The sequence below is a fragment of the Streptomyces sp. F001 genome (genome assembly GCF_004187715.1).
Classification (GTDB): Bacteria; Actinomycetota; Actinomycetes; order Streptomycetales; family Streptomycetaceae; genus Streptomyces; species Streptomyces flavusporus.
This window is the reverse complement of record NZ_QZWF01000043.1, coordinates 1-11,960: the sequence shown is the minus strand read 5'-3', so window position 1 is coordinate 11,960 and position 11,960 is coordinate 1. Positions and strand designations below refer to the sequence as shown.

The following is an 11,960-nucleotide window of genomic DNA, read 5'->3' as shown; positions in this document are numbered from 1 at the left end:
CGACGAGCTAGTCGAGTCCTCACCAGCGCATGCGGACGGCGCCCTACGGATGCAGGACGACCTTGGTGTAGCCCTCGACGCGCTTGTCGAACTTGTCGTAGGCCTCCGGTGCCTGGTCCAGCGACACCTCGTGGGAGACGACGAAGCTCGGCTTCGCCCGGCCCTCGATGATCATGTCGCGCAGGTGCCGGTTGTAGCGCTTCACGTTGCACTGGCCCGTACCCATCCGCAGGCCCTTCTCGAAGAGCTTGCCGATGGACACGAGGAGCATGCCCTTCTTGGCCTGCTCGTCCGGGCCTCCGGGGTCGGCCGGCACGTACAGGCCCGGCACACCGAGGGCACCCGTGGGGCGAACCGTCTGGACGAGCGAGTTCAGGACCGTCGCGGGCTCCTCGTGGTCGACGTCCTTGGACATCGCCTGGTAGCCGACGGCGTCGACGCCCTTGTCGGTGCCGGCCCCGTCCGTCTGGTCCTTGATCTGCTGCACCGGGTCGCCCTCCGCGAAGTTGATCGGGACGGCGCCGATCTCCCGAGCCTTGTCGAGCCGCTCGGGGATCCGGTCGACGACGAAGACCTTCGCCGCGCCGCGGAGCAGCGCCGAGTACGCGGCCATGAGCCCGACCGGTCCGCCGCCGTACACCGAGACGCTCTCGCCCGGGCGCACCTGGGCGAGTTCACAACCGTGGTAGCCGGTGGGGAAGATGTCGGCGAGCAGAATGAAGTCGGTCTCGTGCTCGTTTCCCGGCGGCAGCTTCAGACAGTTGAAGTCGGCGAATGGAACGCGGAGATATTCCGCCTGACCGCCCTTCCACGGGCCCATGGCGACATAGCCGTAAGCCCCGCCCGAGAAACCGGGGTTGACGGTCTCACAGAAACCCGTGTATCCCTCGACGCAGTTCCTGCAGAACCCGCAGGCGACGTTGAAGGGCATGACCACACGGTCGCCCTCCTTGAGGGAGGTGACGCCCTGGCCGCATTCCTCGATGATTCCCATGTTCTCGTGGCCGAACACGATTCCGGGCTCTGCCGCCGTACGTCCCTCGTACATGTGCAGGTCCGAGCCGCAGATCGCCGTGGATGTGATCTTTACGATCACGTCGTTCGGTTGCTGGAGGGTCGGCTTGTCGACATCTTCGATCGCGACGCTGAAAGGTCCTTTGTAGACGACGGCTTTCATCTCTTCCATCTCCTGACCGGTGATGTGCACGCGGATTGCCCGCGGGAGCGCCCCCGTTTGTGTGACCTACTCCTCATGGTTCTCTTGCCCGCGGGCTGGGGCAAGCCGGTAATCTCGGAAGGACTCATCGCGTATCGTTTTTTTGCGTATCGCGCTTCGCACCGAGACCCGTGAAGGGAGGTCGGGACACGTGATGGCACAGCGGCTCGGAACCTTGCTCGTCCCTGTGCTCGGCCTGTCCGGCACCTCGTACCCGCCCGGCACCACGGTCACCGTCCGCGGCCGTGGCGCAACTGTCGACGGGTTCGTGAACGGCGACTGGCTCCCTCTTGCCTGGTGGGAGTTCTCCGACGGCCTCCGCGAGGACATCGCCGAGCCCTGACAGATCCGTCCCGGTCCCGGCAGGGACAAGCGAGGGTCGTCATTCGCCGCGCCAGATGTTGTCGAACGCGGCCTGCTCGATAGCACGTCGTTGCCGTATGGCCTCCAGTTGCATCAGTGCGTCGTGCACGGCGGCCAGCACGGTGTCCACAGCGCCGTTGTGCGCACTCGGGAAGTCGGCAGAGTCCTCTCCGGCCCGGCGATGAATCCCGATGGCGGCCGCCAGAGCGGCCAGGGTGGGCTCGTCCGAGGCCCAGTGTTGTGCCGCCGCACGGTGGTCCGGTGCATCGGTCGGCACGACACTGCTGGTCCGGAAGGGGTTCCTGCGGTGGTGTTGCCGACGGAGCTGTCCTTCCGCTTCAAGGGCCGCCAGATACGCCGCGGACAGACCGCGACCTCTGCGCCACAGCCAGTCGCCGACCGTCTCGTACGGCGCTTCGCGGACCAGTGACGATGCGGCCTGATCCAGCAGGGAGTCGGGTGCGGTCGGCCGGTGGCCAGGCACGATGTACTCGCCGTCCAGGGTGATGGCCTGGGCATCGAGGAGATCGAGCACCTCGGCTCCTGCGAGAGCGAGCGAAAGGTCACCTTGTTCCACAGGGTGGTGGGGCGCCACGTCGATGGCGATGATCATCAGGTCCCGTGATGTGGTCATGGATCGGCTTCGCCTCGAGATGCTGGAACATGAGTGGGGTGTTTTCAGCGGGGTGTGAGCACCATACGGAACCGTGCGGCGCCGGAGAGCATCTTCTGGTAGGCCTCATCGGCCTGGTCCAGCGGCATGATCTCGGTCATCGGGCGGATCCCGTTCAAGGCGCTGAATGCCATGGTGTCCTGCACATCCTGCGCGGTGCCGGACGGATGACCGCGCACGATCAGGCCTTGCATGATCAGCTGGGCCGGGCTGATGCCCATCGGGTCGAAGGTCGCGCCGATGACCACCAGTTCGCCGCGATGGGACAACCCGTCGACGGTCGCCGTGATCGCGTCGGAGCTGCCGGCGGTGGCCAGCACGACCTTGGCGCCACCGAGGGACTGCAACGCGTCCGCGACGGGGGTGTCCGCAGTGCTGTCGATGTAGTGGTGCGCGCCGAGTTGCTTGGCGAAGTCGGCTTTGGCAGCTCCGCGGGCGATGGCCACGGTCTCGAAGCCCATCGCTACGGCGTACTGCACCCCCAGGTGACCGAGACCACCGAGGCCGAGTACAGCGACCAGGTCACCCGGCTGTCCGGAGCTGCGCCGCAGTCCGTTGTACATGGTCACACCGGCGCAGGCGAAGGGCCCGGCATCCGTGGGCGCCAGCGCGTCGGGGATCCGGGCGAGGGCATCCACCGGTGCGATCACCGCCTCGGCGAAACCGCCGTCGTATGCCCATCCGGGAACCTTCAGATTCACGCACACGATGAAGTCGCCCTGCCGACAGGGCGTGCAGTGGCCGCAGCTACCGCCGAACCAACCTATCGCCACCCGCTCGCCGGCGCGCCAGCCGCGGCTTTCCGCGCCCTCACCGAGCTCTTCGATGCGCCCGGCGATCTCATGCCCGGGAACCAGAGGAAACCGTACGCCCGGAAACGCGGCGTCGACCATGCCGGCATCGCTGTGACAGATCCCGCAGGCGTCCACAGCCACCCGTACCTGGCCCGGACCCGGCTGCGGCACCTCACGCTCAACGATCTCGAACGGCCCGCCAGGGGCCGCGACCTGCGCGACGCGATATGTATTCATATGGATCTCTCCCCGGATCGGGGGCCGCAGCCCTGCACTTCCAGCAGACCAGTTCCGCTCCGATCGCGCGCGCCGGAATGCTGGTCGGCGAGCTGTGCGGCTCGGAGCCGGAGCGACCCACGATCGGCGCTCGGTGCAGCGGCGCTGCTGTTGCCGGCGTTCCTTTCCGGCGCGGCTGAGGCCCGGCGCACTCCGAGCGAGGTTGCTGAGGCCGGGTGCAGGAGGGCGAACGCGATGCGCGACTCCCGGAGAGGAGTCGCGCATTGCGGTGATACAGCTGCCACTGTCAGCGGTGGCGTCCACTGTGTCTGTCAGTGGCCGTTGCCGTGGCCGTTGCCGTGGCCGTTCCCGTTGCCATGGCCGTTCCCGTTGCCATGGCCGTTGCCGTTGTCGTGGCCGTTCCCGTTGTCGTGGCCGTTGTCGTCATCGTCGCCGTGGCCGTTGTCGTCATCGTCCCAGTCGCCGTGGCCGTTGTCGTCGTCATCATCGTCGTGGTCGTCGTCGTCCCACCCGTGATGATCGTCGCCGTTGTAGTCGCTGTAGCTGTGGTCGTAGCTGGTCGGGACGGCCGCCGAGGCCGCGCCCGATGCGCCGATCGCGGCGCCACCAGCCATCAGGATCGTGCTGGCGGACATCGCAATGAGACGCCTCGTGCGGGTTGATCGCATGGCTATACCTTTCCTTCCATCGTCTCGCGCGACTCTCGCGCACGAGATGGATGGCCGCGGCCGCAATAAACGGAGCGTGCGGGGCGCGGTCATTAGGCGTCGCCGCATGACTATGAGAAGCACCTATCGGCCGCCGACGCCACTTGCCAGCCGCGCAATGTTGCGCGGGGCGGCGCTACGGTCGCGGTCCTCACTGTGCAGGTACCTCGCCGACCGGGGGCGTGCCCCGGGATGCGGCTCTCACTTTTAGACCCTAGCTCCGCACCCGTGATGCGGCATCTCGAAACGAGCAAATCCATTGATACCGGCAGAATTGACAGCATAGCGGCCTGGACGCCGATGCCGATCCGGGAGTGTGACAGGCCGTCGTCCGCAGGCCCGCGCCGCACACACTGCACGACGTCACCAGCGACGGATACGCCCTACCACGCCGAAATGGCCGCGTATGCCGACGACGCGGAGAAGGCCGAGCTCCCTCACGTCACTGCTTGCGGCTGCTGCCATGTGCTGACCATGCACAGGTCCGCACCGGGAATGGTCAGGACGTCTTTCCATTCCTGTACAAGACAGTCGAGTTGGCCTCTCAGGCACATGCGGGAGGCCGCGTCCTCGAGATCGGCGGCCATTGACTCCTCCAAGGCGCCCTGTCCGTGGTCGGATTGGACGAGAATCCCAGCGGCATGTGCGGCGCCGCCCCGCCCCGGGGTCGGGCAAGGCTGCGTTTGACGGTCGGGCGGACCTCGGGATCGCCTTGCAGGTCACTGCGCCCTCCCTCCCCGCAAGTACGGGCGACCTGCGGGAGTTCCGCCGCCTGGGTACGGGTCGGCGGCCGGGGACCGGGAGTTGCCGGACGGCGGGTCCGGCCGACACCCCGCAAGTTCAGCACCACCCGCCGCGGCCCCCTGCGCGCGCGGCGGGTGAAGGTGATCAAGAACGCACTTGACGCACCGTGACATCCGAACTCCGCTCGGTCCGCACCGTCGGCCCGGACCGGCGCAGCACGACGTTGTAGAGGCCGAAGCGCAGCGGCGAGAGGCCGAGCACGACCTGGCCGTACCGGGACAGGGCGTACGACATCCTGAAGGCGCAGCTGCCGAACAGGAACACCAGGTTGCTGCCGCTCACCGAGGGTGAACGCAGCAGCCGCAGCGGTACGAAGGGGGCTGTGGACCGGGCCTCGACGAGGGCGTATACGCAGATGACGAGTGCGGCGCCGGCGGTGAGCGCACCGATGGGGTCGTAGGAACGGGAGCCGTACGCCGCGTTCGGTGCCGAGTTCCTCGGCCCAGGGTTCGACGGGGCACGCCCGAAGCGTCGGCGGTCTCGTCGCCGCAGACGAGCAGCATGTACTTCATGGTGCCTCCCAGTACCTCACGAGCTTCCTGCACCCCACCGACGAACGGGGGCGGACGGAATTGACAGGAGACTCGAGATGGTCGGGGTCCAAAGCCCCTGCCTCAGGTTGCGCCCCGAGCCCCGAGCCCCGGGGCATGCTGCGGACTGCTTCGCCGCGGCAGGAGAGCAGACTGTAGGTATGGGTTTGCGGCGGCGCCTTGCGGATCTGTGGCGGCCATGGCAACCGGGCCACGCGCTGGTGACGATTCCCCTTGCGCTGATCGTCGTGATCACGGTTGTGGACGTCATGGCTCCGCGCCACATCCATCTCGGGCCCCTTCTGGTCGTGGCACCCGCCATCACCCCGTCGTTCGCCGGTTCCCGACTCACCGCGTTCATCGGCGCACTGGCCGTGACCGCCCAGACCGTCATCGCCGTGCTGCGTGGCGGGTTCACCCCCAATCACCAGGTGCAGATCGCCGCCCTGGCGGTCATCTCGCTCCTGGTGGTGATTTTCTGTCGGCAACGCGAGCGGCGCGTGCGTCAGTTGGCCCGGGTGCGGTCTGTCTCCGAAGCTGCACAGCGGGTGGTTCTACGGCCGCTGCCGCACAGAATGGGCCCGCTGCGGATGGCCTCGCTGTACCTGGCCGCCGAGGACGAGGCGCAGATCGGCGGCGACCTCTACGCGGCGACGCGCACCGCGGACAGCACCCGACTGATCATCGGTGACGTCCGGGGCAAAGGTCTGCCCTCCATCAACGAGGCCTCACTTCTGATGGGCGCCTTCCGGGAGGCCGGTCACCGGTGCTGCAATCCGGTCGACCTCCCAAGCGCCCTGGAAGGCAGCATCCGCCGGCATCTGTCCGAGCACGCCCCTCACGCCGAGGCCGTCGACGAGTTGCAGGAGCGCTTCGTCACCGCGCTGATACTCGACATTCCCGACGAGGGCTCCCTGGCCCAGATGATCAACTGCGGGCACCCTCCGCCCCTGCTGCTGTGCGGGGACCAGGTGACCACCCTGTACGCCCGCCACCCCGAGCCCCCGCTGGGCATGTGCGAGCTACCCAGGACCGGCTTCACACCCGACCCGTTCACCTTGGAGGACGACGACACGCTGCTGCTCTACACCGACGGCGTGATCGAGGCCAGAGACGCCGACGGGTCCTTCTATCCGCTGACCGAACGCGTCGCCCGGTGGACCGGGAGCGGTCCCGAAGCCCTGCTGCACCACATCCACGAGGACCTCATGGCTCATGTCGGTGGTCTCCCGGGCGACGACGTCGCCATGGTGGTGATCCAACGCGCGCCCATACTCAGGCCGGTCCACCACCTCAGGCACATGATCCACACCAACGGCTTCCACCACGACACAGACCGCGGCACAGACGAAGCACCGGCTCCCGGGACCACCCCGCCTCCCCCTGCTCGCCGGAAGTGGCCCATGGCCGCTGCCGGGACGGGTTCGCTGCCGGTTCCATGCGCCCGCCCCGGGACTGGCCCCGGGGCGGGCGCATGGAACCGGCAGTGGCTCCGGTCGAGCGGTCAGCGGGCCGTGCCGAAGTTCTGCGTCCAGTAGTTGCCGGGCTGGGCGAGACCGACTCCGATCTCCTTGAAACCGCAGTTCAGGATGTTGCGCTTGTGGCCGGGGCTGGACATCCAGCCCGCCATGACCTGCTCGGGGCTGGAGTAGCCGTAGGCGACGTTCTCGCCGTAGGTCCTCCAGTTGTAGCCGGCGCGCGTGATCCGTTCGCCCGGGTCGGAACCGTCGGAGCCCGTGTGCGACATGTTCTTGTGGCTCGCCATGTCCGCGCTGTGGTCCTGGGCGGCCTTCGTGAGCTTCGCGTTCACGGTCACCGGCGAGCAACCGGCCTTGCTGCGCTCGCTGTTGACCAGGGACACGACGCGAGCCACGGCACCGGACGCCGGGGCCGCCGCGTCGGTGGTGCTCGGAGACGCGGAGGTGGACGTCTTTGGCTCCGAGGCTTCCGTCGAGGTCGGCGGGGTGGGTACCTGCGAGCTCGGCGCGGTAGGTGCCTGCGAAGCAGGCGCCGCGGGCCGCGAGGTCCACTCGCGGCCCTGCCACCGCTCCTGCGAGGCCGCGTTCTTCCAGTTCTCCCACTGACCGTAGGACTCGGCGCCCTCGGCGCCCTCATCGTTCAGACAGGCCATGGCGGCGGACGGTACGGCCAGCGCGCTCAGTGCGACGGCAGCGATGGCTATGTGCCGGTGGCGCGTCTTCCTGCGGTGCTTCCTCATGTGGACCTCGCTCGGTCGTCGCGGGGGTGCCTCCGGTGGGGTCAGCTGTGCTCGGACGCTGTGCCTGACCTGCGGTGACGCCTTCTGGGGCCGTCATTGTTAAAACCCGAGTGAAGGAGGGGCAACGAGCGCCGCTACTACCTGGCGTCGTAGTCGCCGAAGGCCCTTGAAACGAGCGCAGGGGTGTGCTGAACCGGCCCACCGGAGCACGGCAAGGTCTGGCACTCCGTCAGGAAGCCGTACATGAGGGGACGGCAGTGTGGAGGAAGCGGGTCACCTTCACGCCATCGGCTCAGGTGCGCCGTATGTCTGCTTCCGGGCGGCAAGTCCCCCTATATCGCCCGGCCGCCTTGTACTACCGCACCACGTTGACGCGCGAAGTCCGCGTGACGGATGTCACTGCAAGCCGCTGCAACCATTTCCGAGAACGCCGAACGGGCCCCTCGGTGGAGGGGCCCGTTCGGCGTGGCTGTGAGCGGATCGGTCTGTCGGTCACCCGGCAGGGTCGAGCACGACCGGCAGCTCCGCGAGGCCGCGGAAGGCCGGGAAGGGAACCTCCATCCACTTCGCCTCGTCCGCGGGGCCGGCCGGCGTCATCCTCGGGAACCGGCCGAACAGGCCGGTGAGAGCCAGCTGCATCTCCAGCCGGGCCAGCGGGGCTCCCAGGCAGTAGTGGCTGCCGTGCCCGAACCCCAGATGGGCGTTCTGCGCGTTCCCCGGCCGCAGCACATCGAGCTCGTCCGGGGCGTCGAACTTCTGCGGGTCGCGGTTGGCCGAACTGAGCGCGACCTGGACCAGGGCGCCCTTCGGGATCCGCGTCCCGCCGTACTCCACGTCCTCGGTCGCGTAGCGGAACGTCGAGGTCTCCACGGAGCCGTCGTAGCGCACCAGTTCCTCGACCGCCGGGCCGACCAGTTCCGGGTTCTCCTGCACGGCGCGGAGCTGTGCGGGATGGGACAGCAGGTGGTGGACGGCATTGCCGATGAGGTACGCGGTCGTCTTGTGGCCCGCGAACATCAGCAGGAACGCCGTGGAGACCAGCTCGTTCTCGGTGAGCCCACCGTCGTTGTCCTGGACTGCGGTGAGCGCGCTCAGCAGATCGTCACCCGGGTGGCTGCGCTTTGCCGCGATGAGGTCCGTGAAGTACGCGTGCAGATCCTCCTCGGCCTTCTGCTGGGCCTGCTTGGACTCCTCGCTGAAACCGGTCTGCGCCACGGTGGTGGACAGGTGCTGCATCAGCGACCGCTCCTGCGCCGGCACCCCGAGCAGTTCGCAGATCACGATGATCGGCAGCGGGAACGCGAAGGCGGGCAGCAGGTCGAAGGGCTCCCTGGTCGGGCACTCGTCGAGCAGGCTCTCGACGATGTCCTGGATCTGCGGCCGCAGCGCCTCCACGCGCCGTGGGGTGAACGCGGAGTTGACCAGCTTGCGCAGCCGGGTGTGCTTGGGCGGGTCGGAGTTGAGCATGTTGTCGTCCAGCGCCACGGACGAGTCACCGAAGATGCTCCGGTAGGCGTCCATGGCCCCGTACATGTCCTTGCTCAACCGCGGGTCCGACAGGGCGGCCCGTGCGTCCTCGTACCGTGTGATCAGGTACGTCTCGTTGCCGTGCGGCGGTTTCATGGGGCAGACCGGCGCCGCTTCCCGGAGCAGGGCGTACACCGCGTGCGGGTTGCGCCGGTACTCCGGGGTGCACCGCTCGGCCGCGGTGACGGCGTCTTGCGTGGTGATCACGGACGACTCCTCAGGTCGAAGACGGCCTCGGCGTTGCCGCCGAGGATGCGCTGCTGGGACACCTTGTCGACCGGCAGCTTCTCGATCATGCGGATGAAGTCCTCCAGCGGCGCCGCCATCGGCGGTGAGTCGGTGCCGAACAGCATCCGTTCGGGCCCCAGCACCTCCGCGTTGAGGCTCAGGTGCGCCGGGCTGAACGGGCTGGTGTCGACGTACATGCGTTTCAGCGCCGCGGCCGGGTCGGCAGCCGGCGGGGCGGTGGCCGGCGCCGCGGCCCGGCCGGGGGGCGGTGCGCCCCCGGCCCAGTGCCGGGGGCGCGCCGCCGTCTGCAGTCGCTCCGGCAGCAGCGCCATCGCGCCGCCGCCGGTTGCGCCGATCAGCCGCAGATCGGGGTACTTCTCCAGCCATCCCGCGAACGCGATCATGGCCATGCCGATGGTGACGTCGCCGAACCGGCCGATCTGCTCGACGAAACCGAGCTCGTCGACCCGTTCCGTGCCGACCGGTTCGGCCGGGGCGTGCACCATGACCGGCACCCCCGCCTCCGCGGCCAGCGCGAAGAAGGAGTCGGCACGCGGGGAGCCGAGCAGCTCTCCGTGGACGCTGGACGTGGTGATCAGCCCGACGAAGGCGGGGTCCGCCAGGGTCTCCGCCACTCCTTCCAGGTGATCGTCGTCGCCGAACGGGTTGGCGTACACGTACCCGCGCAACTGGTCCGGGAACTTGGCGATCAGGCCTGACATCCAGGCGTGGAAGCCGCGCAGCCGGTCGCGTGGTTGCGCGTAGTTGTCCACGCCCGGGACCCGCGCCATCGCGCCGGCACCGACGGGGCTGCCGATGATGGTCAGGTCGATCCCGGCCTCGGCGCGAGCGGCGAGCATGCCGTCGACGTCGGTGAGGCTGGGGGGCATGGGGAAGCGTTCGGCCGCCTCCGGTGGGGACAGATGCCCGTGGATGTCGATGATCATGTATCGCTTCCCGGTTTCGGTGTGAGTGCGCGGACGACCGCGGCACAGTCCTCGTCACCCAGCCCTTGCCCGGCGGCGCGGACGTGGGTTTCGGCTGCGGCGGTCGCCAGCGGCAGACTCAGGCCGACCGCCGCTGCCTGCTTGGAAGCGAGCATGAGGTCTTTGGCCATCAGCCGCAGCCGGAAGTCCGGCTTGTCGAAACGACCGGAGGCCAGGCGCTTGGACTTGAACGCCATGACCGGCGAGGCGAAGCCGCTGCCCGCGATCGTCTTGAGGGCCAGCTGCCGGTCGATTCCGGAGGCGGTCGCCAGCTCGCTGGCCTCGGCCAGGGCCTGCACCTCTATGCCCATCAGCAGGTTGAGGAGCAGCTTCATCCGCATGCCGGAACCGAGTGCGCCCAGATGGACGACCTCCTTGCCCAGCATCTCCAGCAGCGGGCGGCCGGCGTTGAACACCCGCTCCTCGCCGCCGACGAACAGCCGCAGCTCGCCGTCGCGGGCGTGGTCACGGTTGCCGAGCATGCCGACGTCCAGAACGGAGGGGACGTCCCCGGCGATCTGGACGACCTCGTCGGGAGCGACGGTGCTGGCGCAGATCAGGACACCGGGGTAGGGCCCGCCCGCCAGCACTCCGTCCGGTCCGCGCAGCACGGTGCCGAGGGCTTCGCCGTCGGCGACGGAGCAGATGACGGCGCTCGTGCCTGCGGCGGCGTCAGCGGGGCGGGCCGCCGCGAAGGCACCCGCCTTGACGAGCGGTTCGACCCGCTCCGCGGTGCGGTTCCAGACCCGGACCTGCACTCCCTGGTCGAGGAGGCGGGTGGCCAGGCCGGTGCCCATGGCGCCGAGTCCGAGTACGGCTACGGGGCCGTTGGTCGTACGCGTCATGACGCCGCCCCCACGGTCTCCTTGACGACCCGGAACCGGAGCGACTGCGTCGAGTCGACCCACTGGCGCAGCGGAGCGACCAGTTCGCGGTGCTCCTCGCTCTGCTGCCAGGCGAAGAACGCCTCGGGCGTCTCCCATTCACTGGTGATCACCCACTGACGGGAGTCGTCCACGGGTTCTCCCAGCCGCTCGACGATGTGGCCGGGGGTGCGGGCCACGGTCTTGCGGATCTTGTCGTACAGATCCAGGAACCCTTGCTCGCCGCCCTCGATCACTCGGACGGTGAAAACGACGGACAGCTTGTCGGCCGAATGGCCCTTCTGCTTGGTGCCCATGTCTCCTCCTGATGGTGAGATCCGGCAGGACACGACTCCTACCGACTCATGACCCTCGTGCGGCCGCAACTCCGAATGGGGGACGGGCCAGTCGGGACAAGGCCTTTACGCTGCGTTGTTGGTCTGTTGGGGTGAGTGGGGTGGCGTTCCGTTTCGCGACTGCCGGACGCGGATGGCGTCACACGAACGGGGCTCTTCGCGGCCCTTGCGAATCGGGGCGAATTCAGGCGGCGTTCGACGGAAGAACTCAGGAGATAATCGGATTTAGCGATGCTTGCTGGCATAGTGCGGCCATGGAGATCGCGACTGCCGGCAGCCGAGGCACCCACGGGGTGCTCCGGTGAAGGCGTCGTTCACCCGCCCCCCGCGCGAACCGGCTGGGACGGAGCGCCCCCGTCGTGGCCTCCGTACCCGCCGCACGGCCCTCGTCGTCGCCCTCACCGGCGCCGCCGTGATCACTGGTGCCGTCGTGCTCACCGACACCCTCCCCTTCGCGG

At 68.5% G+C, this 11,960-nt stretch carries 13 protein-coding genes; 2 read left to right on the top strand and 11 right to left on the bottom strand.

Translation table 11 applies throughout. The annotated features are described in order from the left end of the window. Positions 1-43: 43 nt before the first annotated feature. On the bottom strand, positions 44-1,177 hold the full coding sequence (locus StrepF001_RS41120) for a glutathione-independent formaldehyde dehydrogenase (protein ID WP_129803214.1): 1,134 nt from the start codon (positions 1,175-1,177) through the stop codon (positions 44-46). A gap of 190 nt (positions 1,178-1,367) precedes the next feature. Between StrepF001_RS41120 and StrepF001_RS41115 the strand changes: the two genes are divergently transcribed. Then, the gene (locus StrepF001_RS41115; RefSeq protein WP_129803187.1) at positions 1,368-1,559 is read left to right on the top strand and encodes a hypothetical protein; all 192 of its coding nucleotides are present in this window, start codon (positions 1,368-1,370) and stop codon (positions 1,557-1,559) included. 39 nt (positions 1,560-1,598) lie between these two features. Here StrepF001_RS41115 and StrepF001_RS41110 read toward each other — a convergent pair whose 3' ends face one another. The 5 genes from StrepF001_RS41110 to StrepF001_RS49070 form a co-directional block, all read right to left on the bottom strand. Next, positions 1,599-2,213 carry a GPP34 family phosphoprotein gene (locus StrepF001_RS41110; RefSeq protein WP_129803186.1) on the bottom strand — a complete coding sequence of 205 codons (615 nt, stop codon included), beginning with the start codon at positions 2,211-2,213 and terminating at the stop codon, positions 1,599-1,601. 44 nt (positions 2,214-2,257) lie between these two features. Next, complete coding sequence (locus tag StrepF001_RS41105) at positions 2,258-3,283, bottom strand: alcohol dehydrogenase (RefSeq protein WP_129803185.1); 1,026 nt, start codon at positions 3,281-3,283, stop codon at positions 2,258-2,260. Positions 3,284-3,594: 311 nt separating this feature from the next. After that, complete coding sequence (locus StrepF001_RS41100) at positions 3,595-3,918, bottom strand: hypothetical protein (protein ID WP_129803184.1); 324 nt, start codon at positions 3,916-3,918, stop codon at positions 3,595-3,597. A 509-nt stretch (positions 3,919-4,427) separates the two neighbouring features. Beyond that, positions 4,428-4,577, bottom strand: coding sequence for a hypothetical protein (locus StrepF001_RS46040; RefSeq protein WP_165396543.1), 150 nt, complete (start codon positions 4,575-4,577; stop codon positions 4,428-4,430). A 301-nt stretch (positions 4,578-4,878) separates the two neighbouring features. Further along, on the bottom strand, positions 4,879-5,076 hold the full coding sequence (locus StrepF001_RS49070) for a hypothetical protein (protein WP_240797937.1): 198 nt from the start codon (positions 5,074-5,076) through the stop codon (positions 4,879-4,881). Positions 5,077-5,545: 469 nt separating this feature from the next. On the opposite strand from StrepF001_RS49070, the gene StrepF001_RS41090 reads away from it, so the two are divergent. After that, the gene (locus tag StrepF001_RS41090; protein WP_346657014.1) at positions 5,546-6,862 is read left to right on the top strand and encodes a PP2C family protein-serine/threonine phosphatase; all 1,317 of its coding nucleotides are present in this window, start codon (positions 5,546-5,548) and stop codon (positions 6,860-6,862) included. On the opposite strand, the gene StrepF001_RS41085 is transcribed toward StrepF001_RS41090, so the two are convergent. From StrepF001_RS41085 to StrepF001_RS41065, 5 genes are all read right to left on the bottom strand, one after another. Then, a complete protein-coding gene (locus StrepF001_RS41085; protein WP_129803182.1) occupies positions 6,829-7,542 on the bottom strand; it encodes a CAP domain-containing protein in 714 nt (237 codons plus the stop codon). The genes StrepF001_RS41090 and StrepF001_RS41085 overlap by 34 nt on opposite strands. 492 nt (positions 7,543-8,034) lie before the next feature. Beyond that, a complete protein-coding gene (locus tag StrepF001_RS41080) occupies positions 8,035-9,276 on the bottom strand; it encodes a cytochrome P450 (RefSeq protein WP_129803181.1) in 1,242 nt (413 codons plus the stop codon). Continuing rightward, on the bottom strand, positions 9,273-10,244 hold the full coding sequence (locus tag StrepF001_RS41075) for an amidohydrolase family protein (RefSeq protein ID WP_129803180.1): 972 nt from the start codon (positions 10,242-10,244) through the stop codon (positions 9,273-9,275). Before StrepF001_RS41075 ends, StrepF001_RS41080 begins: the two co-directional genes overlap by 4 nt. Continuing rightward, positions 10,241-11,128 carry an NAD(P)-dependent oxidoreductase gene (locus StrepF001_RS41070; RefSeq protein ID WP_129803179.1) on the bottom strand — a complete coding sequence of 296 codons (888 nt, stop codon included), beginning with the start codon at positions 11,126-11,128 and terminating at the stop codon, positions 10,241-10,243. The genes StrepF001_RS41075 and StrepF001_RS41070 overlap by 4 nt, the downstream gene beginning before the upstream one ends. Continuing rightward, positions 11,125-11,463: an antibiotic biosynthesis monooxygenase family protein gene (locus StrepF001_RS41065; protein ID WP_129803178.1), complete on the bottom strand. Its 339-nt coding sequence runs from the start codon at positions 11,461-11,463 to the stop codon at positions 11,125-11,127. The genes StrepF001_RS41070 and StrepF001_RS41065 overlap by 4 nt, the downstream gene beginning before the upstream one ends. Between the last annotated feature and the right edge of the window lie 497 nt (positions 11,464-11,960).